General features: G+C 65.2%; 25 protein-coding genes and 1 CRISPR repeat array. Of the genes, 18 read left to right on the forward strand and 7 right to left on the reverse strand.

Translation table 11 applies throughout. From position 1 onward, the window contains the following. Window positions 1–59 precede the first annotated feature (59 nt). Window positions 60–352: a CRISPR direct-repeat array (repeat unit 30 nt; unit sequence GTTTCAGACGAACCCTCGTGGGGTTGAAGC). Window positions 353–457: 105 nt separating this feature from the next. From C448_RS04925 to C448_RS04940, 4 genes are all read left to right on the forward strand, one after another. Next, complete coding sequence (locus tag C448_RS04925; protein WP_049916056.1) at window positions 458–2098, forward strand: molybdopterin-dependent oxidoreductase; 1641 nt, start codon at window positions 458–460, stop codon at window positions 2096–2098. A 66-nt stretch (window positions 2099–2164) separates the two neighbouring features. Then, window positions 2165–3289: a tellurite resistance/C4-dicarboxylate transporter family protein gene (locus C448_RS04930; RefSeq protein ID WP_152415519.1), complete on the forward strand. Its 1125-nt coding sequence runs from the start codon at window positions 2165–2167 to the stop codon at window positions 3287–3289. 130 nt (window positions 3290–3419) lie between these two features. Beyond that, a complete protein-coding gene (locus tag C448_RS04935) occupies window positions 3420–4226 on the forward strand; it encodes a GHMP family kinase ATP-binding protein (RefSeq protein ID WP_004052233.1) in 807 nt (268 codons plus the stop codon). Window positions 4227–4361: 135 nt separating this feature from the next. Next, on the forward strand, window positions 4362–4841 hold the full coding sequence (locus C448_RS04940) for an FKBP-type peptidyl-prolyl cis-trans isomerase (protein ID WP_004052235.1): 480 nt from the start codon (window positions 4362–4364) through the stop codon (window positions 4839–4841). 21 nt (window positions 4842–4862) lie between these two features. Here the strand turns inward: C448_RS04940 and C448_RS04945 are convergent, their stop codons facing one another. The 6 genes from C448_RS04945 to C448_RS04970 form a co-directional block, all read right to left on the reverse strand. Continuing rightward, window positions 4863–6542, reverse strand: coding sequence for a sulfite oxidase (locus C448_RS04945; RefSeq protein WP_004052237.1), 1680 nt, complete (start codon window positions 6540–6542; stop codon window positions 4863–4865). Between the two features lie 38 nt (window positions 6543–6580). After that, window positions 6581–7144 (reverse strand): plastocyanin/azurin family copper-binding protein, encoded by a 564-nt coding sequence (locus C448_RS04950; protein WP_004052239.1) that lies wholly within the window; start codon window positions 7142–7144, stop codon window positions 6581–6583. 321 nt (window positions 7145–7465) lie between these two features. Continuing rightward, complete coding sequence (locus C448_RS04955; protein WP_004052241.1) at window positions 7466–8755, reverse strand: cytosine deaminase; 1290 nt, start codon at window positions 8753–8755, stop codon at window positions 7466–7468. Between the two features lie 149 nt (window positions 8756–8904). Continuing rightward, a complete protein-coding gene (locus C448_RS04960; RefSeq protein ID WP_004052243.1) occupies window positions 8905–11535 on the reverse strand; it encodes an efflux RND transporter permease subunit in 2631 nt (876 codons plus the stop codon). Between the two features lie 202 nt (window positions 11536–11737). Next, entirely contained in the window at window positions 11738–12013 is a 276-nt protein-coding gene (locus C448_RS04965; protein WP_004052245.1) for a DUF7521 family protein, read from the reverse strand. After that, complete coding sequence (locus C448_RS04970; RefSeq protein WP_004052247.1) at window positions 12013–12465, reverse strand: ArsR/SmtB family transcription factor; 453 nt, start codon at window positions 12463–12465, stop codon at window positions 12013–12015. The genes C448_RS04965 and C448_RS04970 overlap by 1 nt, the downstream gene beginning before the upstream one ends. A 346-nt stretch (window positions 12466–12811) precedes the next feature. On the opposite strand from C448_RS04970, the gene C448_RS04975 reads away from it, so the two are divergent. The 5 genes from C448_RS04975 to C448_RS04995 all read left to right on the forward strand — a co-directional run bounded on the left by C448_RS04975 (window position 12812) and on the right by C448_RS04995 (window position 17557). Further along, window positions 12812–13252: a hypothetical protein gene (locus C448_RS04975; protein ID WP_049916057.1), complete on the forward strand. Its 441-nt coding sequence runs from the start codon at window positions 12812–12814 to the stop codon at window positions 13250–13252. Window positions 13253–13354: 102 nt separating this feature from the next. Next, window positions 13355–13699 (forward strand): phytanoyl-CoA dioxygenase family protein, encoded by a 345-nt coding sequence (locus tag C448_RS15850; RefSeq protein ID WP_004052251.1) that lies wholly within the window; start codon window positions 13355–13357, stop codon window positions 13697–13699. Next, the gene (locus C448_RS04985) at window positions 13696–15042 is read left to right on the forward strand and encodes an NRAMP family divalent metal transporter (protein WP_004052253.1); all 1347 of its coding nucleotides are present in this window, start codon (window positions 13696–13698) and stop codon (window positions 15040–15042) included. Before C448_RS15850 ends, C448_RS04985 begins: the two co-directional genes overlap by 4 nt. Before the next feature lie 221 nt (window positions 15043–15263). Continuing rightward, window positions 15264–17201 (forward strand): OPT family oligopeptide transporter, encoded by a 1938-nt coding sequence (locus tag C448_RS04990; protein ID WP_004052255.1) that lies wholly within the window; start codon window positions 15264–15266, stop codon window positions 17199–17201. Window positions 17202–17203: 2 nt separating this feature from the next. Further along, window positions 17204–17557, forward strand: a complete 354-nt coding sequence (locus tag C448_RS04995) for a PqqD family protein (protein ID WP_004052256.1) — start codon at window positions 17204–17206, stop codon at window positions 17555–17557. A 73-nt stretch (window positions 17558–17630) separates the two neighbouring features. Here C448_RS04995 and C448_RS05000 read toward each other — a convergent pair whose 3' ends face one another. Continuing rightward, window positions 17631–19121 (reverse strand): S8 family peptidase, encoded by a 1491-nt coding sequence (locus tag C448_RS05000; protein ID WP_152415520.1) that lies wholly within the window; start codon window positions 19119–19121, stop codon window positions 17631–17633. Between the two features lie 177 nt (window positions 19122–19298). On the opposite strand from C448_RS05000, the gene C448_RS05005 reads away from it, so the two are divergent. From C448_RS05005 to C448_RS16660, 9 genes are all read left to right on the forward strand, one after another. Further along, entirely contained in the window at window positions 19299–19484 is a 186-nt protein-coding gene (locus C448_RS05005) for an HVO_2753 family zinc finger protein (protein WP_004052259.1), read from the forward strand. 2 nt (window positions 19485–19486) lie between these two features. After that, entirely contained in the window at window positions 19487–19753 is a 267-nt protein-coding gene (locus C448_RS05010; protein ID WP_004052261.1) for an elongation factor 1-beta, read from the forward strand. A gap of 53 nt (window positions 19754–19806) precedes the next feature. After that, the gene (locus tag C448_RS05015) at window positions 19807–20097 is read left to right on the forward strand and encodes a 50S ribosomal protein L21e (RefSeq protein WP_004052263.1); all 291 of its coding nucleotides are present in this window, start codon (window positions 19807–19809) and stop codon (window positions 20095–20097) included. Further along, window positions 20094–20450, forward strand: coding sequence for an RNA polymerase Rpb4 family protein (locus tag C448_RS05020; protein WP_004052265.1), 357 nt, complete (start codon window positions 20094–20096; stop codon window positions 20448–20450). Before C448_RS05015 ends, C448_RS05020 begins: the two co-directional genes overlap by 4 nt. A gap of 41 nt (window positions 20451–20491) precedes the next feature. Next, window positions 20492–21064 (forward strand): DUF655 domain-containing protein, encoded by a 573-nt coding sequence (locus C448_RS05025; protein ID WP_004052268.1) that lies wholly within the window; start codon window positions 20492–20494, stop codon window positions 21062–21064. A gap of 72 nt (window positions 21065–21136) precedes the next feature. Further along, window positions 21137–22018, forward strand: coding sequence for a 16S ribosomal RNA methyltransferase A (locus C448_RS05030; RefSeq protein ID WP_004052270.1), 882 nt, complete (start codon window positions 21137–21139; stop codon window positions 22016–22018). A 187-nt stretch (window positions 22019–22205) separates the two neighbouring features. After that, entirely contained in the window at window positions 22206–22364 is a 159-nt protein-coding gene (locus C448_RS16655) for an FmdB family zinc ribbon protein (protein ID WP_169316345.1), read from the forward strand. 351 nt (window positions 22365–22715) lie between these two features. Further along, window positions 22716–23198 carry a mechanosensitive ion channel family protein gene (locus C448_RS17175; RefSeq protein WP_455429048.1) on the forward strand — a complete coding sequence of 161 codons (483 nt, stop codon included), beginning with the start codon at window positions 22716–22718 and terminating at the stop codon, window positions 23196–23198. 11 nt (window positions 23199–23209) lie between these two features. Further along, window positions 23210–23524 (forward strand): hypothetical protein, encoded by a 315-nt coding sequence (locus C448_RS16660; protein ID WP_004052276.1) that lies wholly within the window; start codon window positions 23210–23212, stop codon window positions 23522–23524.

Consider the following 23524-nt stretch of genomic DNA (forward strand, 5'->3'; position numbering starts at 1 on the left):
GACGAACCCTCGTGGGGTTGAAGCAGCAAGAAACGCGACCGCAGCTCTCGGTTCTGACTGTTTCAGACGAACCCTCGTGGGGTTGAAGCAATCCAGAAACTCGAAGCGGGCGAAACCAGCGGCGAGTTTCAGACGAACCCTCGTGGGGTTGAAGCTTCGCCTTCGCACCGCGCGAGTAGCGGAACCAGATGTTTCAGACGAACCCTCGTGGGGTTGAAGCAACGGGCTCGTGATCGGCCGGCGTGCCCGTCTGACCCGGTTTCAGACGAACCCTCGTGGGGTTGAAGCTCCTGCTGGCCCATGCCTTCGAGACGCTTGCCGAGTTTCAGACGAACCCTCGTGGGGTCGAAACCATCGCACATGACGAATCTACCTGCGTAATTCGTGATGGCATGGTACGGACCGCAAAAACATGTTCGGGAGTACATATATCATCACACCGAGCGACGTTCCCGACATGGCCCTCGAATTCCCGTGGTGGCTCCGACTAGCCCACGTCTTCAATCTCCTCTTCATGCTGCTCTTGATCCGGAGCGGGGTCGGGATCATCGGCGCGCATCCGCGATTCTACTGGAGCGACGACGCGATTCCCGGGACAGAATGGCTTCGCACCGGCGATGAGGAACGACCAACCAACATCGATAAGGAACGAATCGGCGGTGGCGACGAACAACGACGACCGACCGCGACCGAACCCGTTTCCAAGGAGGCCACCGACGGCGGAGTCAACACGGAGGCGGCCGAGCTCCCGTCGCCAGAGCGCTCGTCGGGACGGACGTCCAAGCGAGTATCGAAGGAAAAAGAGGGAGTGTGGACGGCCGAAGACGAGGCCGATCCGTACTCCTCGTGGCTGGCACTCCCCGGCAAGGACAATCTCGGCCTCTCGCGCCACTGGCACTACTGGGGCGTGGCCGGCTGGCTCATCACGGGCGGTCTCTACGTCGTCTTGCTGTTCGGCACCGGTCAATGGGATCGATTGGTCCCGACCTCGTGGTCGATCTTCCCGCAGGCCATCGACGCGCTGGTGACGTACGCCCAGCTACAGATTCCGGCAGCGGCCGGCTACAACGCGCTGCAGCAACTCACGTATTTCGCCGTCATCTTCGTCCTCTCGCCGCTGATGATCGTCACCGGTGTGCTGCAAGCGCCGGCGATGCGGGCACACTTCCCGGGTTGGTTTTCACATATCCGTCAGAAGGTGCGGTCGATCCATCTCCTCGGAATGCTCGCGTTCGTCGTCTTCATCATCGGCCACGTGAGCCTCGTCGTCGCGCACGGTTTCAGCGAACAGATGGCGAAGATCCTGCTCGGCAGCGCCGACGCATCGCACTCGCTCGCGCTCGCGCTCACGGCGGTCTGGATTGGTGGGGCGGTCGCCTTTCTCGTGATCGCCGATCGAGCGTCACTCAAATGGCCCATGCGGACCAAGAAACTCCTCGAGATTGGCCTCGATTCGCTGTTGAAGCGCGTCTTCCACCATCACACCGATATCGTCGACGAGGAAAGCGAACTGCAGACCCCCTCGGAGTTCGCCCGTGTCAACGGGAAAGCACCACGAAACGACGACTACCGAGCGCACGTCGCCGAGGACTTCGCGAACTGGCGACTGACGGTCGGCGGGCTCGTCGAGAACGAACTCGAACTCTCGCTCGACGAACTCCAGGAGCTTCCCCGGCAGTCACAGACGACGCGTCACGACTGCATCCAGGGATGGACGTACGTCGCCCAGTGGGGCGGCGTGCCGGTCAACGAGCTCATCGATCGCTGCAACCCGTCCGAAGAGGCCGAGTGGGTCGTCTTCCACACGCTCGATGAGAAGTGGGAGGAGCCGGACGTCGACGGCCACTACTACGAGGCGATCCGGATGGACAAGGCCACCGAGCAGGGGACGCTGCTCGCCGACGAGATGAACCACGAACCCCTGCCGATCGCCCACGGCGCGCCGTTGCGCCTGCGCCTCCGGACGCAACTGGGTTACAAGATGGCCAAATGGGTCACCCACGTCGAGTTCGTCGAGGAGTTCGACGACATCGGCAAGGGCCAGGGCGGCTGGCGCGACGACGTGCTCAACTACTTCCCCAACAGTGCCGATATCTGAGCGCGATCCCGGGGGAGCGTGGGTTCAGCGACCCCACCTCACACGCAGGGTTCGGGATCAGCAGCCGTGAGCGGGACGGACTGGGAAAATGGGACCGTGCCGACCGAGAGCGGATCGTCGCGATCGAACGGCTACATCCGGAGTGTCATCGGTGACATGCTGCGTGACTGGGACCCGATCTACTTCGCTCTCGTCATGGCGACGGGGATCGTCTCGATCGCGACGCACTTGCTCGGTCTCCGTCCGCTCGGCATCGTGCTCTTTGGCTGCAACGTGCTCGCGTACGTCGTCATCGGTGCGTTCACGCTCGCGCAGATCGGGCGTCATCCGTACTCGGCCGTTCGCGATCTGACGAACTACGATCGTGCGGTCGGTTCGTTCACCGCGATCGCAGGAACCTGCGTGCTCGGGAGCCAGTTCGTCGTCTTCGACGTCTCGATACCGATCGCGACCGGGCTGCTCGCCGTCGGCGGCGGACTGTGGTTCGTGCTCGTGTACGCGGTCTTCTTCGGTCTGACCGTCCGCGATGTCGACCAGCCCATCGACGAGGCGATCGACGGAAGCTGGCTGCTCGCTGTCGTCGCCACGCAGTCGGTGGCGGTGCTGTCGGGACTGCTCGCGCCGTCCTACCCGTTGATGCTGCAGGAGCTGTTGCTCGTCGCGTTCGGACTGTACGCGGTCGGTGGAATGCTGTATCTGATACTGATCACGCTCGTGTTCTACCGGATGACGTTCTTCGCGTTCGATCCGAGTTCGGCGACGCCACCGTACTGGATCAACACCGGGGCGGTGGCGATCACGACGCTTGCCGGGGCCATACTCGTCGCCGCCAGCGGCGACTGGGCGTTCCTCGCCACTCTCCGACCGTTTCTGGTCGGATTCACCTTCTTCTACTGGATGACGGCGACGTGGTGGATCCCGCTGCTCGTCGCGCTGGGTGTCTGGCGACACACGACCGGCGGGCTCGCCCTCCCGCACACGCCGGCAGGATACGATCCGAGCTACTGGGGGATGGTGTTCCCGCTCGGGATGTACACGGTCAGCACCTATCGGCTGGCGGCGGCGACCGGACTCAATGCGATCGGTGTCATTCCACGATATTTCGTCGTCATCGCGGTCCTCGCCTGGCTACTGGTTGCCAGCGGACTGGTCCGATGTGGGGCCGTGCGACTCGCGAACGCCCGTGGATGATCGGGTCGCGACCCGGACGGGATCCATTACTGAGCGATCGGAGGAAGAGGGACTGACCAACCATCGCGAAACGCTCCACAGCCCGAAATCCCACCAAGGCCTTGTATACGGTCGTCACCTGCAGACGACAATGGTGACGACAGAATCGCCAGCCGTAACCGCAGCCGCCCCCGGAAGCGTGACGCCGATCTTCGTCCCACCGCGCTCCTCACAGGACGGGTCGTTCGGCGTGAGTTTCGCCATCGAGGACGGTGTCGAAGCGACGGTCGAACCCAGCGACGAGATATCGGTCAGCCTCGACGGGGAGCCGACCGCCGTCGAACCCGTCGAGAACGTCCTCCACCGGCTGTCGGTCGTGGCGGCGGTGTCGCTGACGGCGTCGATTCCGGTCGGCTACGGGTTCGGAGCCAGCGGTGCCGCGACCCTCGCCACTGCGCTGGCTGCCAACGAGGCGCTCGGTCTCGGGCGGGATCGCGAGCAACTCCTCGACGCGGCCCACCACGCGGAGATCGACGCCGGAACCGGTCTCGGCGACGTCTTCATCCAGGATCGTGGCGGCCTCGTCTGGAACACCGGCGACGGCATCCAGCGCTCGGAGTCGTCGGCCGAACTCGCGTACACTGCGCTCGATGGGATCGCCACCAGTGCCGTCCTCGACGACGAACGGACCGTCGAGCGGGTTCGCGAGTACGGCCAGGAGGTTCTCTCACACATTACTCCCGGCCAATCGCTGCGAGAGCTGCTCGAACTGTCGTGGACGTTCGTCCAACGAACCGGTCTCGCAACCGATCGCGTCATCGACGAAGTACGACGCGTCGAACGGGATGGCGGTGTCGCGAGCATGGCGATGCTCGGTGAGACCGTCATCGCCACCGGGACGCGAAACGTCCTCGAACGAACGACTCACATCACGAACGAGGGCGCACGCATCTGCTGAGCTACGAGCGAATGAATGGGTGATCCTGAGCAACACTCACCAGCGGATGGCCACGGAGTAGGACGTATTCGTAGGTGGCGTCGATCGCGATCCGACGAGCAGAACGATCAATACGGTCCGTCGACACCGGCATGCATGGTGAACAACGGGCGGATCGCGGTCGTCCATTTCGTCGGACGGATCGCGGACGGTGCGGAGGCGGGTACGGTCTTCGACACCTCCGACGTCGATGTAGCGCTGTCGGAGGAGATCTACCACGGCCACCGCGACTACAAACCCCTCGAATTCCGGGTTGGAGCGGGCGAGGTCGTCGCCGGTATCGACGAGGCAGTAGAAACGATGGAGACCGGCGAGACGAAGACCGTCCGTGTCGATCCCGAGCGAGCCTACGGAACGTATGATGCTGAGCGCGTCGTCGAGGTTCCGCTGGACGAACTCGAAACCCGAAACGACGTCACTGCCGAGGAGGGCGAACTGGTGAAAAGCGATACCGACGAGACCGGCTGGATAACCGACGTGACCGACGAACGGGTCGTCATCGACTTCAACCACGAACTCGCGGGCCAACCGGTCGAGTTCGAACTCCGCGTGATCGACGTCCACGATCCGGAATAGCGGCCGATCGCGCCCTGTCGATCAGCTCCCGCCGTCGGTAGTGTTGTTACCCGACGTGGTGGACGTGTTTCCACCGGCTGTGGTATCGCCGGATCCGTTTCCGATCGCGGTTTCTCCGCTAGTTTCGTTTCCAGTCATCGCGTTCCCACCCGTCACGTTGCCGCCAGTCGCGTTTCCGCTGCTGGCGTTGTCGCCGGTTGCGTTCCCGTCACCGCCGCTCGTGACGGTCACGTCGACCGATTCGGGCATGTAGGCGTTGCTGCCGTAGCCGTCCTTGTTCCACGGGTACTTGTCGTCGGTGATGCCGCGGAGGTTTTCGTCCGGTTTGGAGATCGTCGCCGGCTGGGTGCGTCCCTCCCCGTCGGTCGCCCGTGAGGCGAGCGTGTAGTCGCCGGGGTCGGCATCCCAGCGGTAGCGGTACTGTCGCCACGCCGCCGGGCCGGGGCTCGGACCGAAGAACTCCGCGTCGTTCCACGTCTCGCCGCCATCGGTCGAGATCTCGACGCCATCAACCTCGTCGTCGCCGGCCCACGCGACCCCGACCACCTCGACAGTGCCGTCGATACCGGGGCTCACCGTCGCGTCCTGTCCGGGATAGCCGATGAGTGATTTCACCAACTGGTCGTACATGTACGCGTTACGGATCTCATCGGTGTTCTGCATCTGCTCGTGGACGTCGAAGGTGTCGATGGACTCGTAGCGTTTCGGCTCCTCGTCTTGAACCGGAATGATCCGATAGGAGCTCTGTTGCCAGTGGGTGTAGGTGCGGTCCTGCTCGCCGTTCCACTGGGGCCCGTAGAGCATCTTCTCCATGACGTGCATCCGGCCGAGCCACTTGACGTTGTTACAGCCGTACCAGCCGGGGACGATCAGTCTGACCGGAAAGCCGTGTTCGGCGGTCAGCGCGGATCCGTTTCGCTCGTAGGCCAGCATGCAGTCGTCCGTCGCCTTCTGCATCGGGATCGACCGCGCGAAGACGTCCTCGCCCTCAGGAGCGTCCTCGCCCATCACCGAGAGCCACATCTCGTCGCTCGTGTCGGCCCCGTACGCTTCGAGCACCGCACTGAGCGGCGTCCCGGTGTAGCGGGCGGTGTCGGTCGCCCCGAACGACCACGGGTTGCCAGCGACCTGCGGCTCGAAATACGACCGTCCGTTGCCCGAACACTGCATCGTGTGGACGACCGACTCCGTGGGGTAGTCCCGTTTCAGCTCCTCCATCGAGATCTCGGCCTCGTCGTCGGACAGTCCCGTGAACGAGATCGTGTGCTCGGCCTCGTCGATCTTCGGGGAGTTGTAGTGACTCCGGATATACTCCGAGTCGACGCCCGTGAGGAAGCTCGTATACGTCGCCAGATCGTCGGCCTGTCCGTTCGGCGGTTCGGGCGAGAGGATCTCGAGACCCGGATATTTCTGCTTCAGCTGTTGTTTCGTGTAGCTGTAGCTGTCGCCCGTCGCTCCGCCCTCGGTGGTCGCCGCGGCCGTTTGGTCCGTGGTCTCGCCGGCGGTCGCCGTCTCGGCAACGGTCGTCCCGGCTGCGCTGGTCGTTTCGTTGCCGTCGGACTGGTCTCCACCACCGCAGCCGGCCAACACCCCTGCACCGGCGGTCACTCCCGCCGCCGCGAGATAGCGCCGTCTGCTCAGGTAGCGTTCACTCTGCGATCGGTCCGTCGCTGGTTCGTCTTCTGTTTTGTTTTCTGTCATGATATGTTCGTCCGCTGTCGGCACAGAGCCGTCATCCGTTACTCGGAGACCGTGACCGTCCCGATCATTCCCGAACTAGTGTGTGGGATGCACACATACGTATAGTCACCGGCTGTTTCGAAGGTGTGCTCGTAGGTTTCGCCCTCCGAGACGACGGCGAAGCTGTCGCCGTTATCGTAGGATGCGAACGACTCCGCACCGTCCGGGATGCTCACGTTGTCGTCGTCCTGTGGTCTCGCGCTGACGTTGTGGCCCGTACTCTCGAACTCCCACGTCACCGTGTCGCCGACCGAAACCTCGATCTGTTCCGGTTCGAAGACGAGGCTTCCATTGGGACCGGCTGCGACCGTCTTCCCGCCGCTACCGCCTCCACCGGCTGTCGCTGCCCCGTCCGTCGACGTGTCGTCCGAAGCGGTTCCGTTGTCGGCACCGCTCCCACCGGTCGTTCCGTCACCACTGCCATCGCTCCCACCGCCCGTTTCGTCACTGACGTTACTGCCACTACTGGAACTGGTGCCGCTGCTACTACAGCCTGCACTGGTTGCAGTGATGGCTACTGCTCCGATGCCCGCAATGAACCGTCGTCGACTCGTGCGTTCCATCAGTTCGTATCACCAGTAGGGCCGATAAAAGGGGTTGTTTGGCGTGCGCTAACTCTACCGGACCTGTGGCGGCCGATGCAATGTGCTCGATAGCGCGATCGGACGAAACCACGACGCACGGCTGGTCATGGCTTCGATCAGCCTCCCGCCATCGTTCGGCTGGTACGACGGTGTTGCCTCGTCCACCGATCGTCGTCCAGGTGTGTGTCGATACTGTTAAACAAAGCGATTCGATGAGTCGACATCAGGAATTCGCCGCAGCGATCGGCCCTATGACGGATCCACGATCCGCCCTGTCCGATACGGTACCCGATCGATGGGTCAGTCACTCCGATGAAAGTCGATGGATCGAGAGCCGCTCCGCCGTTCGACGACCGTCTCCCGTGGTTCCGTGCGCGCGATCGGCCGGCCATCCCTGAGTACGAGTGCGCGCGGGGCCCGCGTCCGAAGCGTGTTGAACGCGTCCGGACTGTGGTAGAGCACGAGCGAGCCCCTGTTCCCCTCCTCGAGGCCGTACTGCTCCGCACCGAACACGGTCGCGTTCGCGTCGGTCAGCATCTCCCAGATCGTCTGCACGTCCTCGCGGCCGTTCATGTGCGCGTAGTGGACCAGGAGATGGGCGGAGTCGAGCGGGTCGGCTTTTCCGTAGTGATACCAGGGGTCCATCACCGAGTCGTGGCCGATGCCGACCGTCACGCCCGACTCGTGGAGTTCGTCGATCCGCGTGTGCCCGCGCCGGCGTGGGTAGTCGTCGTAGCGCCCCTGGAGAACGCTGTTGTCCGGCGGGTTCGTGATGACGCTCACGCCGCTTTTGGCCAGCAACGAGATCAGCTTGTCCGCGTAGGCGTCCGGATACGAGTGCATCGCCGTCGTGTGACTCGCCGTGGTTCGCTCGCCGATGTCGTGCCGATGGGCCTCGCTCGCGAGCACCTCCGTCATCCGGGAGGTGGGATCGTCCGTCTCGTCGATGTGGAGATCGAGCTGGATGTCGTGCTTCCGGGCGATCTCGACGGCGGTTTCCACCTCCTTCACTCCTTCCTCGCGCGTATGCTCGTTGTGGGGGATGCCGCCGACGAGGTCGGGACCCATGCTGGCGGCCTCACGGAGGAGGTCCTCGTTTTCCTCCTCGGTAAACACGCCCTCCTGCGGGAACGCGACGACCTGGAGATCGACGATGTCGCTGACTTCCTCGCGCAGTTCGAGCAACGCCTCGAACCCGGTGAGCGTCTCTTCGGTGACGTCGGCGTGGGTTCTGACCCGCGTCACGCCGTTCGCCGCGAGCCACTCGATGACCTGTTCGGCTCGTTCCTTGACACCGATGGTGGTGAGCTCCTGCTTTCGTTCGCCCCAGAGCTCGATCCCCGCCGCGAGCGTGCCGACGTCGTTCCAGCAGGGTTCGCCGGCCGTGAGCGCCGCGTCGAGGTGGATATGTGGCTCGATCAGCGGCGGTGTGACGAGCTTTCCGGCGGCGTCGTAGTGCTGATCGCTATCGAACGCCGACGGATCGCCCTCACCGGCCGGGACGATCCGGTCGATCGTCCCGTCCCGGATCTCGATGTCCACCTCCTCGTCGGTGCGAGTCGTCGCACTCGTCACGATGAACGACGCCATGTCCTCCGTACAGCGCCGACGGCGAAAAGTGCGTTGTTGGCGAATGACGGCGAACGATCGTTCGACACCAGCGGTCAGAAAACCGATAGAACACCATGAACAGCCAGTTTTGTACCGTTATGGAGCGGGTTCGACCAGTTACGACTGCTCTAAGCCACTCGTGCGAGCAGTCGTTCCCGGAGCACGAGCAGACACGGCAACACCGTCATGCACGCGACGAACGCATAGACGATGCTCAGCCCCGTCACGATGCCGAAGCGCTGGAGCGGCGGCGACAGCGCCAGCGCGAGCACCCCGAAGCCGGCCGCGGTCGTCACCGCGCTCCCGAGCAACGCGCCGCCGGTGCCCGTGAGCGTGGCCGACAGCGTGTCCGCCAGGGTGTCGTGGCGGACGCGCTCGTCGACGAACCGCTCGCTGACGTGGATGCTGTAGTCCACGCCGAGACCGATCGCGAGACTCGTGATGACGACCGTCTCGCTGTTGAACGGGATTTCGAGGGCGGCCATCGTCCCGAGCAGCCACGCGAGCGCGATCAGAACGGGCACGAGCGCGATCACTCCCAATCCCGGCGTTCGGCTTCGCCACCAGTACAGCCCGGCCAGCAGCCCGAGAATGACCACCAGCGTGATGGCGAACCCTTCGACGAGCGTCTCGAACAGCGCGCTCTGGACGACTGCGGTGATGACCGGCCCGCCAGTTGCGGTGGCCGTCACCGGCGCATCCCCCTCGATCGTCGATGCAACGTCCCGCACGTCGCCCGCGACCGCCTGGGAGGAGGCGTTGCCCTGGACGCCGACGGTCAGTCTGGCGGACTGGTACGAGCCGTTGTCGGCCCGGTAGAATACCGACGACGCCTGCTCCGGCGCGGCATCGAACAGGAGATCGTAAACCGCCGCCGTATCCCGGTCCGGGAGCCCGTCGCCATCCATATCTCGCGTTGCGATCGCGTCGGCGACCGTCTCGTTCTGTGCGGCGACGCTCCGGAGAACGGATGTCGGACTCTCGATGGCGGCCCGGCCGTCGGCACCGACCACGATCGTTCCGTTTTGGGCGGTGTTTTCGGCCGTCTGGTCGGTGGCGGTCAACAGCGCCGGCGCGGTCACGTTCCCTTCCAGCAGTATCTGTCCGTCCGAACCCTGGCCACGCTGGCGGAAGTTCTCGCTCAGATAGTCGAGGTTTTCGCTCACGTCGTAGTCACCGGGCGCGAACGGGCCCGGCAGCGAATCCATCCACGCCGGTGCGTCTTGCGGCAGGAAATCGGCCTGATTGAACTCCGTGTCGATGCCGGTCGCTCCGTAGGCACCGCCGGCGGCGAGCACCACCGCGAGAACGATGACGACGATCGGTGCGCGCCGGGCGAGCGTGGCGGTGCCCGAGAGCAGCCGGCGCAGCCAGCCCGAACCGACGCCGACGGCGGCGTTCCGTCGATCGCGATCACGACGATCGAAGAACCGTTCGAGTTCGAGTTTGAGCGCCGGGACGAGCGCCGCGAAGACGACGAAGATGGCGACGATCCCGACACCGCTCAGGATCGCGAAATCCTGGATCGAACCCAGTGGACTGATGTAGTTCGAGAGGAAGCCGACGGCCGTCGAGAACGCGGCAGTCGCCAGCGCGAGCACGACACCGGCGATCCCGACGCGCATCGCGGCCGTGGGATCGCGCCGCTCGACGGACTCGTCGTCGGTATCGAGAGTGCCAGTTCTGGCCTCGCGATAGCGCATGACGACGTGCAGCGAGTAGTCGATGCTCAGCCCGATCAGCAGGAAGGGGACGGCGATCAGCGTCGAGTTCGATGGGATGCCGAGCCAGCCCTGGATGCCGGCGTACCAGACCAACACGACGGCGACGCCGAAGACGCTCACGAGCACGTCCATCAGGTCGCGGTAGGCGATCGCGAGCACCACGAGCAGGAGGACGACCGCGATCGGCGTGATGATCGTGAACGTATCGCCGATCGCCTGGGAGGACTCCTCGTCGATGATGCCCTGCCCGAAGACGAACGCGTCGGCGAAGCGGTTCTCGACCAGCGCATCGATCGTCACCTGCGCGTCGTTGATCTCCTCTTCGGTCGTCGCCGAATCGCCCGGGGGCGTCTGGAAGACGAGAGTGGTCCGCGCGTCGGCCCGTGTCGTACCCGGTTCGTACGCCGTCGGCAGGAACTCGGCCGGATCGTCGCCCGGAACGGACGCGTCCGGATCGAGGATGCGGCTGAGATACGTCTCGACCTGTGCGTCGGATCTGGATTCGAGGGCGGCGATCTGCTGATCGAGCGTCGGCTCCGACGATCGCTCCGCAGCCGAGCCCGCCGTGGCATTTGTCGCCGTCCCGTTGGATGCGGTCCCGTTGGAGTCGTCACCACCCGCGGCATCGGCACGTTCGCTCTGCTGGTGGGCGTAGGCGACGTTCGCCACGATGTTCTCGATGCCGATCGCTCCCGTCTCCGCGCGCAGCGTCGCGTTGATCGATTCGTTGTCGTGGAACTGCTTCTGCAATCGGAGACTCTTCAGGAGCGACTCACGGGTGAGGACGTCACCCTCGTCGTCCCTGACGACGACCTGCGAGACCACCGCGTCGTCGGTCCCGTAGGTCGCGTCGATACGGTCGAGCGCCGCCTGCTCCGGCGAGTCGATGCCGGCCTGGCCGATCTGCTCCTCGCCAGTGGTGCCGACGACCGCCCCAGCGCCGACGATCGCGGAGACGACGAGCAGCAGGGCGATTATCAGCCGGCTCCGCGAGACGAGGAACGCCGCGTAGCGGGACGAAATATCCCGTTTCATCGGCTCCCGTCCTTCTCTGCTCTGGAAGCGACCGCACGATCTGTTCCCCGATCCGTCGTTGCGTATCCGTTCATGCCCATCCTCCGAGAGGAACTGATAAGGGGCGATGGGAGGTTCCCAGAACGTGGGAGAGCCGTTCCGATCGAGCAGACACGACACTCACGGACCGTGACGAGAAGGAAGGGAGGAGGAGGGAGGCTGGCTACGTCCGATAGAGCCCGACGATCATGACGGCGAACCCGGCACAGATGATCACGCTTTCGAGAAGCATGCCGAGCGTGATCGACGCGCCGCCGAGATGGTGGAACGCACCCACGAGAACGGTACCGAAGGTGATGACCGCCAGCCCCAGCGCGAAATACTGGAGTCCGGCGATTCGCGTCCGATCGTAGGCTCTGTAGGCCATCAGGGAGACGACGCCGCCGAGAACGAGTGCGGCGAGTTTGACGACGAGCAACGACGCGACGAGAAGGTCCATCACGACTCCTCCTTCATCGCCGACCAGAACGTGGCCAGTCGGTCCTCGGCGTCGGTTTCCGGACGCGTCACCGACATGGTGAACCCACCGTCATCGTCGACACCGATGGTGATTTCGGAGAAATCCCGCTCGTAGAGCGTGACGTTCGGCCCGTCGCGGCGCACCTCCGTGTACTCCCTGACGAGGCCCGATTCCCGGAGCAGTTCGAGCTTGCGATACACCGTCGAACTCGACAGTTCGCACTCGTCGCGGAGCTCGCTCGCGGATTTCGGGCTGTCCAACAGCGCCAGGATCGCCCGGCAGTGATCGTCGTCGAGCGATCGCAACACCGTCGGGAGCGAGGGGCCATCGGGGTCGTCGGCCGTCCAGCGAGCCATTCCTGTGGAGCCGTCCGTGGTGTCCGTGTTCGACGGGATCAGTGATAATCGGTTCGACCCGACGTGGTCACTCATTCGAGGACTCCCCCACGATTTCGCTCCGTGCGTCGGCGTCGATCATCGCTGCTATCACTCATTCTTTCGGTGGCTGAGGTATAGTGGTCTCGGTCGTTCCCAGATCGCCGGAATGGCACGACTCCGGTCGTCGATCGGGTCGCTGGCCACCTGCCCGTGGCACTCCCACGATCTGGGACGCCTCCGATGGCGTTTATATCCCACCCCCAAACGGTTCGACGATGACGAACGGAGCAACCGAACGACTCCACTTGAGGGATGCCAGATGGATGACCGAAACTCGACTGGCACGCCGCGGAGCGGAAGCCACGTCGGCGAGCGAACGGTCGGACACGAGAGGTCGCGGATGACGAGCGTACTTGACGTGGTGATGACCATCCACACGGTCTTCGCCGCACTGTGGACAGGTGGCACGCTCGTGGTCGCGGGTGCCGTCATCCCGGCCGCACGCAGCGAGCTGCTGAACACGGACGGACTGGCGCTCGTGGCACGACGGTTTCGCTATCTCACGGCTGCGTCGGTGCTGCTGCTGTTGTTCAGCGGTGGCCATCTCGCGGGAACGCTCTACACCGCCGAAACGCTCCAGACGACGGGCCGCGGAAACCTCGTGCTGGCGATGGTCGGCCTCTGGCTCGTCCTCGCAGTCGTGCTGTTCTTCGGATTCCGTCGCCTGTCCGGCAGTCGATCGAACCGGTCGGCGGCAGCCGCGGCAACGAACGCACGACCGTGGTTTCTCGGGGCGAGTGTCGTCTCGATAGCGCTGCTCGTCGTCGCCGGGCTGCTGTGAACTGATTCGAAACTCGTCGTACCGAATATTTCCGGATAGTCGGGAAACGAGATCGAGTCCCGATGCGCAAGCGCTAACTACCGATGAGTACCACCGATCGATATGTCGATCACCGACGAGCAGTTCGAGCGGTATCAACGGGACGGCTATCTCGTCGTCGAGGACGTTCTCACCCCCGACGAGGTCGAGTACGACACCGATATCGCGCTCGCGGGGAACGACTACGACGAGAGCGACACCGTCTCGCTCCCGATGGACCCCGGCGACGTACTGTTTCAGCACTGCCTGCTGCCACACTACACCGCGCCGAACGAAACCGATCGGTGGCGTCGGGCGAGATCGTCGCGTACATGCGCGCGCGGTCCCGGTTCACCACGGACGATCGGCCGGAGTGGGTCGAGAGCCACCCGATCGCCGGCGACGAGTTCCCGGGGTGTGTCTGAATGAGCGTCGCGGAGCGGTTTCGAGCGTTCACCGGCAGCATCGGGCCGACGTGGCTCGCGGGGGCCATCGCGGCCGGCCCGGCGACGATGGCCAGCCTCATCACCGGCGGTGCGAGCTTCGGCTACGCACTGCTCTGGGTCGCCCTGCTCTCGGCGATCCTGGGCGCGCTCTCGCAGTATCTCGCCATGCGGCTCGGCCTCCTCACCGAGGCGGGCATCGTCGCGGTCGTCGAGGAGCATCTCGGAAACACCTGGGCGTGGCTGCTCGTCGTCGACGCGGTGTTGGCTGCGGGGCTGGCACAGCTCACGATCATGAAGACGGTCGCCGGTGTCTCGGCAACGATCACGGGCATCGACGCGCGCATCTGGGCGGTCATCTGGGCGCTCGTACTCGCAGCCGGGCTCGCGGGCGGTGGCTATCGCCTCGCCGAGACGGGCGCGAAACTGCTCGTCTCGCTGGTCGTCCTCGCCTTCCTCGCCTCGCTGTTCGTCGTCCCGATCGACTTCTCGGCGGCGGCCGGCGGGCTCGTCCCGCGGATCCCCGCCGGCGTGGACGGCGCGCTCGTCGCCGCCGGCATCCTCGGTGGTGCGGTCCACGTCACGCTCGTGACGATGCAGTCGTACACGATGAATGCGCACGGCTGGAGCCGTGACGACATCGATCTCGCCCGGTTCGACGTCGGTCTCTCGATGCTCGGCGCGTTCGGGATCTATAGCCTCGCCATCTTCCTCGTGGCCGCGTCGGTGCTCCACGGACCGGGTGTCTCGGGAGCCGAGCTGACCGCGACGGCGGCCGCGCAGGCGCTCGGCCCGCTCGTCGGCGATGCCGCGAGCTGGCTGTTCCTGGTCGGGCTCTGGGGTGCGGCCGTCTCGACGCTCGGCGCGAACACGGTCGTTCCGCCCTATCTCCTCGCCGACAAACTCGGCTGGGAGCGCGACGTCTCCGACAACCGCTACCGGGCGGCCATCATCGCCGTCGCGCTGGCGGGCATCGGCGGCGTCTTCATCGGCGGCGAGGCGTTCCCGCTGCTCGTGCTGACGCTCGCGTTCGGCCTCGTCGGCACGCCGTTCGCGCTCGCGGTCGTGCTCTACCTGCTCAACGATCGCCAAGCGGTGCCGGAGACGAACTCCACCCTCGCCAACGTCGGCGGGCTCGCACTCATCGGCGTCACCGCCGTCACGGCCGGCTCGTTCCTCCAGGAACAGGTCGCGAGCGGGCTGACGCCGGTCACGCTGTTCGTGCTCGCGTTCGCCGCCGTGCTCGCGGTTGCGACGGTGCTGTTGCTCGCGCTGTTCGTCCGCGATCGGTTCGACGGCACCGACGCGACCGCTGAGTCGATGGGATAGATCGCGTTCTCGCGGCTCTTCTTTGCTCCCCGGTGAGATGTCCTGCTTTTCCGAAACGATTCGGAGTCGCGTGCGATGGTTTCTCTCACATATTCCGTGATTCGTGACGAATACCACGACTGAGTTGACGTTTGTTGTCTTGAGACACGATAGACAACCGGTTAGCGAACTCAGTGCGCAATTCTTTCCGTACCTGGGCAAATACTGCGAGGTAGTTTCACATGGAATCGGAGAACGAACCGCCATCGACCGGCGGTGTCGACCCGTACGTTGCAGCCGACTCCAGCATGACCGAACTCTCGGTGAAGGCGGTCCTGCTGGGGCTCGTGCTCAACGTCGTTCTGATGGCGGCGAACGCCTATCTCGGGCTGCGTGCCGGACTGACGATCAGCGCCTCCATCCCGGCGGCGGTCATCAGTATGGGACTGTTCTACGGCCTCTCGCGCATCGGCATCCAGGGGACGATCCTGGAGAACAACATCGTCCAGACGATGACGTCGGCCGGCTCGTCGCTGACCGCCGGCGTGATCTTCTCGCTCGCCGGCGTCGCCTTCCTCGGCGAGTCGATCGATATCGTCACCACCGCGGCGGTCTCGCTGCTCGGCGGGATCCTCGGCGTACTGTTCATGATCCCGATGCGACGCTATCTCATCGTCGAACAGCACCAGGAGCTCCCCTATCCCGAGGGGACCGCCTGTGCGGACGTGCTTCAGGCGGGTGAACACGGCGGGCGCGGCGTCCGGTTCGTCTCGATCGGATTCATCGTGGGCGCGGTCTACACGGCGCTCGCGAACATCTGGGGCGTGATCCAGACGACGATTCAGGGAGCGTTCTCGGTGACGAACACCCGCGGGTTCGCGCTCGGCGGGGATTTCACGCCCGCACTCGTCGGTGTCGGCTACATCATCGGGCCGCGCATCGCGGCGTACATCCTCGGCGGCGGGCTGGTCTCGTGGATGATGCTGATCCCGCTGCTCGTCACCGGCGGGATGGTGCCGCCCGACGCGGCCGGCGGGACGCTGTTCGAGCAGGCGAACGCGGTCTGGAGCAGCTACGTCCGCTACGTCGGCGCTGGGGCGATGATCGTCGGCGGGCTGTACGCGATCGCCTCGATGCGCTCGACGATCCTCGACGCGATCCGGCTCGCGGGCGCGGAGTTCAGCGAGGGGCTCAACGGGAACACGGACCGCAAACGCACCGCTCGCGACCTCCCGATGGCGATCGTCGTCGTCGGCGCGGCCGTCGTCGCGATCTTGCTCGTCGTCATACCCCAGGTCCGCGTCGGGCTGCTGGGCGCGCTCATCGCGGTGCTCGCGGCGTTCCTGTTCGTCGCGGTCTCCTCCTATCTCGTCGGCGTCGTCGGGAGTTCCTCGAACCCCGTCTCGGGGATGACCGTCGCGACGATCCTGATCGCCGCGGTCGTACTCCGCTCGACGGGCGTTTCGGATCCGGTCATCGTGCTCGTCACGGGCTCGGTCGTCGCCATCGCGGCCGCGGTCGCCGGCGACACCTCACAGGACCTCAAGACGGGCTATCTGCTCGGCGCGACGCCACGGAAACAGCAGATCGCTCAACTCATCGGGATCGGGCTGTCGGCGCTGTTCGCCGGCGGGATCATCGTCTTCTTCAATCAGGCCTACGGGCTCGGGAGCCAGACGCTCCCCGCACCCCAGGCCGGGCTCATGGCGCTGATCGCCGAGAGCGTCCTCAACGGGACGGCGAACTGGGGGATGGTGTTGATCGGCGCGACGTTCGCGGTCGTCCTCATCATGATGGACGTGCCGGTGTTGCCGTTCGCGGTCGGGATGTATCTCCCGATCAGCCTGGCGACGCCGATCTTCCTCGGCGGCGTGCTGAAGGCGATCGTCACCCGCTACGTCGAACGGACGGGTGACGAGGAGGCGACCGAACGCGCCACTCTCAACGGCCGTATCGTGGCCGCGGGCCTGATCGCCGGCGAGGCGATCATGGGGATCGTCGTCGGCGCGATCCGGATTCTCGGCGTCGGGTCCGGCGGCGAGATCCCCTTCCCCGTCGGCATCGGCGACCAGCTCTCGCTGTGGCTCGGCGTCGCCGCCGTCGGCGGGCTGCTCGCGTTCATCGCCGCGAGCACGATCCGCGGTGCGAGGGAGACCGAAAACGTCGAGGAGCTGTACTGAGCATGTCCGAAACCGAGTCGCGGGTGCGATATCCGATCCGAACGACCGAGGACTGGGAGTGCGAACGTGTCGATGGCGACCCGAGCGTGACGATCCAGCGTCCGCGTCAGCCACGGAACCGCGTCGACGAACTCCTTTTCGACCTGTTCGATACGCCGACCGAGCGCGAACTCGAACTCGACGTGGTCGGCAGCATCGTCTGGCGTCACTGCGACGGCGAGACGACGACGGCTGCGATCGCCGACGAACTCGCCACGACGGTGCCCGACGAACGGATCGAACCCGTCGACGAGACGCTCTCGTATTTCCTCGCGCAGCTCTCGGAACTCGATCTGATCCGCTATTCGTCCGACTGATCGGATCGTTTCGGACGGCTCGAAAATCCCCGGTTACGGGGTGATGCAAAGAGGAACGGTGAGATAGGTATCGTCAGTCGTCTCCGTCCTCGCCGTCTTGCTCGTCGTCATCGTCGTCTCCGTCCCCGTCATCATCTCCACTCTTCCCGCTGGCGGCACCGACGAGCGTGGTGAGATCGAGATGGCCGTCGCCCCGGTAGTCCGGTTCACCGATGTCGCGCGCGGTGTCGCGAAGCAGGTCCTCGACCGCCGCGGCGCTCATATCAGGGCGCAGTGATCGCACGAGCGCGACTGCGCCCGTCACCTGTGGAGCGGCCATCGAGGTGCCGGCCTTGAACCCATAATCGGGCGATACATCGCCGTTCCCCTCGCTATAGACCGTCGAGAGCACGAGATCGTAGAACCATTTCGGGGAGTTCGCGTCGCCGTCGTTGGCCTCGTCCTGGGCGTCGGGATCGAAGTTCCCGCCGGCGGCGCTCACGTCGACGACGCTCCCGCCATACGTAGTGTACTTCGCCGGCTGTGTCGTCGGTTTGCGGAGGTTCTCGGGTTCGAGCGCCTCCTCGACCTCGATCTCGTCGTCGAACTCGTCGTCCCAGATGTAGCCGATCGGGCCCGTCGCCGCAACCGAGAACACGCCGTCGGCCTCCGTCGGTACGCCGATCGTCTCCTTCGGATCGAGATCGACGGCGGAGTTCCCTGCCGAGTTCACGACGACCGTCCCCTGCTCGTTCGCGTAGCTGGCGGCGCGGCCGTACAGTTTCTGGATCGCGACGAGTTCCGGACTCCTGTTCCCATCCGTCGCTGGAATGCCGAGACTCAGGTTCGCGGCGTCACAGTCAATCTCGGCGGCGTAGACGATCGCCGCCAGGATGTCGCCGGTCGCCGCGCCCTCCTCACCCGCGGCGAACACGCGGAGCGCGAGCAGATCGGTTTTCGGCGCGGTGTCGAGGATCCCGCCGCGCTCGCCGTCGTAGTCGTTCGTCCCGGCGGTGATGCCGGCGACGTGGGTGCCGTGATCGCTCGCGCCGCTGGCGAAGAACCCGCCGCCGTCGCCGGTGAAGTTCCGCGAGAGCTCCTCGTTCACCACCTCGTCGAGATCGGGATGGTCGGCGTAGACGCCGGTATCGATGACGGCGACCCGACTTCCCGCACCACGGGTCGTCTCGTGAACCTCCTCCGCGAGTTCCTGGGCGTGTTTGTCCCACTGGAGCGTGCGGCGGTCGGGAACCCCCGGCGTCTCCGCGTCGTCATCGTCGCGCTCGACGGCCGGCCCGTCGTCACCGTCCCATTCGTCGTCGTGCGGGGCGATCTCCACGTCGGGCGCGGTGGCGGCCGGACCGCCGACCTCGTCGGGATCGCCGGCGGCGACGAGGACGTCGATATCGGCGAGATCGTGGATGATCTCCGTGTCCGCGGACACCGCCGAGCGATCGACTTCGCGGAGATCGATCAGGAAGCGCTTCTTTCCGCTCGCGGCCGAGACGGCTGTCGTCCCGAACGCGAGTCCGGCACCCGCCATCCCGGTCAACTGAAGGAATTTCCGACGGCTATGGTCTACCATACCATCACATACACCCACACCGATCGTATAAAAAATTAGTTGCAGCAGTGCTACACGAACTGCATCTCACCGGGGTTCGCTCTACCTGGCAACCATCGGGGCGAACCACGATCGGCACGGTCGCGTACGGCGATCGGCTTTCGACAAGACTTAACCCGCGGGTACACAGGTTGCGGTATGAGCGAGAGCGACTCCGCATCGACGCAGTCGCGGACCTGCGTCTCCTGTGGTATCGACGTCTCCGGAACCAACGCCGCCGTCTTCGACTGTCCCGACTGTGGGGCACGCATCCACCGGTGTGCGACCTGCCGCAAGCAGAGCAACCTCTACGAGTGTCCCGACTGTGGGTTCACGGGGCCGTAACGATGGGGAAGGTCGCCGCGAAGCTCAAAGTGATGCCCGAGAGCCCCGAAGTCGACCTCGACGACCTCCAAGAGGAGCTGGAGGACTCGCTGCCCGAGGGCGCGAAGATCAACGGGTTCGAGCGCGACGACGTCGCCTTCGGATTGGTCGCGCTGCTGCCGACGGTGATCGTCCCCGACGACGCGGGCGGGACCGAAGCGGTCGAGGAAGCCTTCAGCAGCGTCGGCCGCGTCGAGAGCATCGACGTGCAGAACGTCGGCCGGATATAGTTCGCCGTCCCGGAACACACGTTTTATACGGGCCCCTCTGCAACGCAGGCCATATGCCGAACTCCAAGGGCCCACTCAAGAAAACCCGGAACAAACTCTCCAACGACCCGCGAGAGCGCGGTACCTCGCCGCCCCAGCGCGCCATCGAGGAGTTCGACGCCGGCGATCGCGTCCACCTCAGTCTCGATCCGAGCGTGCCCGATGGGCGCTTCCATCCCCGGTTCAACGGTCACACCGGCGAAGTGCTCGACGAGCAGGGGCGCGCCTACCGCGTGCGCATCACCGACGGCGAGAAGGACAAGACGATCATCGTCACCGCCGCCCATCTCCGCCGGCAGGAATGACGATCTTCAAGGAGAAACTCGACGAGGAGTATCTCACGCTCGCCGAGACGAAGGAGCTGCTTGCCGATATCGAGGCCGAGCGCGCCGCCGACGAGGAGCGCGAGATGCGCTACGAGCTCGCGCGTGCCATCGACCACGTCAACCGCTTTGCGGATCTGACCGTCGAGGAGGCCGGCGAGTTCGTCGACGAACTCGAATCCCAGGAGAAGATCGACGAGTCGACCGCGTACAAGATCGCCAACCTGAAGCCCGCCAACCGCGACGAGCTTCGCGCCGTCTTCGCCCAGGAGCGCTATTCGCTGTCGGGCGATGAGCTCGACGCCGTTCTCGACGTGGTTGCCCGCTACGACTGAGCGGGACGAGTTTAAGTGTATCCTCGGCGTAGGCGGAAGCTATGAGCGATGTCGAAAGCGACGAGGCCGGCGAGCACCGTGCCGTCGTCCTCGATATGTTGCCGACCGGCCGTCCCGACGACGACCGGCCGCCACAGCAGAAATCGGCGCTCGCGTTCGCCCTCGGCGAGGCCGACTTCCTGCTGTCGGAGTTCACGCTCGCCGAGGACGCCGACATCGGCTTTAGCGATCGCATCCGGCCCGACGATCCGGTCATCGAAGCGACACACGCCATCGAGTTCGACGCGCTGCCGAGCGCCGCCCGCTCGGAGCTCGAATACGCGATCGAGGACACCATCGACCGCGACGAGCAGCGGTTCGTCGATTTCTACAACGACGCCCAGCCGATCACCCTCCGACTGCATCAGCTCAACCTCCTGCCGGGGATCGGGAAGAAACTCAGAAATTCAATTCTCGACGAGCGCAAGCGAAAACCGTTCGAGAGCTTCGACGAACTCGAAGAGCGCGTCGCCGGGCTCCACCGACCGAAGGAGATCCTCATCGAGCGCATCCGCGAGGAGCTGCGCGACGACGATCTGAAGTACCGCATCTTCGTCGGGCGCGACGAGGAGTGAATAGGGTTTTGTCGGCCGCGTCGCTATCGCCGCCATGAATCAGCGAGCGTCGAGCGCGGCCGTGGCGGGCGGATGGCGATGAGTCACGGACGCGACGCCGACGAACGAGATCACGACCAGCAACGCGACCCCGATGCACTGCTCGCACGGGCGGGCGTGCGCGCCGATCCGGATCAGGACCAACACTTCTTGGTCGACGATCGTGTGCTCGACCGCCTGGCGTCCCACACTACCGAGCTCGACACGAGCCACGTCCTAGAGATCGGTGCCGGCACGGGTGCGCTGACCGACCGCCTGCTCGATCGGGCCAAGCGCGTGACGACCGTCGAGCGCGACAGCCGGCTCGCCGCCTTCCTCCGCGAGGAGTTTGCCGACGCGATCGCGGCAGGACGTCTGACCGTCGTCGAGGGCGACGCGCTCGCCATCGATCTGCCCGAATTCACGGCCTCGCTATCGAACCTCCCCTATGGGATTTCGAGCGAGGTTCTGTTTCGACTGCTGCCCCGCAAGCGGCCGCTCGTCGTCACCGTCCAGCGGGAGTTCGCCGAGCGGATGGTCGCGGCTCCCAACACCGAGAACTACGGCCGGCTGTCGGTGACGGCGGGCCACTACGCCGACTGCGAGATCGTCGAGACCGTGCCACCGGCGGCGTTCTCGCCGCCGCCAGCCGTCGAGAGTGCCGTCGTGCGAACCCGTCCCCGCGATCCCGACTACGGCGTTCCCGAAGAACCCTTCCTCGCGTTCGTCAGGGGCGTGTTCACCCAGCGACGCAAGACGCTGCGCAACGCGATTCGGAACACGGGCCATATCACGGGTATCGAACGACCCGAAGCGGTCGTCGAGGCCGCCGACGAGGAACTGCTGGGCAAGCGCGCGGGCGAACTCGCTCCCAAGCAGTTCGCCGCGCTGACGGAACTGGCGATCGAACATACCGACGTCGCCCCTCCGGAATGACCGCGTTAAGCGAAACGGCGCTCGACGCCGTACCGGGTGGGCGCGTCTCGCGCGTACCCGGCGGATGGGCGGGATCGGGCGGGTGGACCGAGGCGAGCCGGAGGAACGGTTCACGATTCGTGTCGGTCGAGCGAACACGGCACGTGCATGCACGAAACCGAAAGGCTCCACGAACATCCTTGACCACATGGCGTTCATCGAGGGGCTCCGCGAGACGCTCGATACGGATACCGCCGACGCGGGGCCCGACGACGAGGAATATCGGTGCATCGACTGTTATGCCGAGTTCGACGAGCGAAAGCGGCTCTGTCCGAAGTGTGGTGGCGAGGAGTTCGAGCGCGTCTGAGGCGGCTGTCGGGTGCGATCGCCGATGTTAGTGCCCGAGTTCCTCCGCTCCATCCAGAAGATCTATCTCTCGTCGACCGGCGGGCAGCTGCTCGGCAGTCTCGGCGCGTTGGTCGTTCTGGCCGGCATCGTGGTGCTCGTCAATCGAGCTGGAAAGCCGCTCAAGCGGCGGTATAGCTCGCGACTCACCGAGGCGCTGCAGGCCGGCATCGTGGCCGTCTGCGTCGTCGGCACCGTCTACTGGCTGATGGTCGTCTGGCGGGTCGTGCCGGCCATCGGGCTGGTACTGGATGCGCTGTCGGTGAATCGCTGGACCGGGGCTCGACTGCTGCTCATCGCCGGCGTGATCGTCATGGCCTATCTGCTGATACGGCTGCTCAACCGCTCGATCGACCGGCTGGCCGAGGAGTACGGCGCGATCACCGACCACCAGAGCGAGGTCGCCTACCACATCGCCGACGTCGGCGTGGCCGTGGCCGCGCTGTTCGTCGTGCTAGCGATCTGGGGGATCGAACTCAGCCGGCTCTTCCTCAGTGCGGGGGCGCTCGGCGCGGTCATCGGGCTGGCCGCCCGGGAGACGATCGGCTCGATCACGGCCGGCTTCGTGCTCCTCTTCTCGCGCCCGTTCCACGTCGGCGACTGGATCGCCGTCGGAGAGTACGAGGGGATCGTCAGGGAAGTCACGATCGTCAACACCGAGATCCGGACGTTCAACGACGAGCACGTCCTGGTCCCGAACGACCAGATCACGAGCGAGCCGCTCGTCAATCTCTCCGAAAACAACCGCCTGCGGGTCGACACCTGTCTCTTATACACATCTCTGANATGTGTATAAGAGACAGCGACGTGGTCGCGCTCACCGAGGAGACGATGGCGGAGATGGACGAACCACGATCGGTGCCCTCGCCACAGGCCGTGCTGAAGGAGTTCGACGAGTCGAGCATCGTCCTCGAAGCACGCTTCTGGATCGACGACCCGAGCTCGCGGCGCGTCTGGGGGGCCAAGAGCGCGTTCATTCAGGCGATCAAAGGGGCGTTCGACCGTGAGGGGATCTCGATCGCCTACCCGCAGCGCGTGCTCGCCGCCCGCGATGAGGGTGGCGAGGTCGGCCCACACGCCGAGCACGGCAGCCTCACCCCCGCGACGGACGGGGGTGAGTAG

It is taken from the genome of Halococcus morrhuae DSM 1307 (assembly GCF_000336695.1).
Taxonomy (GTDB): Archaea; Halobacteriota; Halobacteria; order Halobacteriales; family Halococcaceae; genus Halococcus; species Halococcus morrhuae.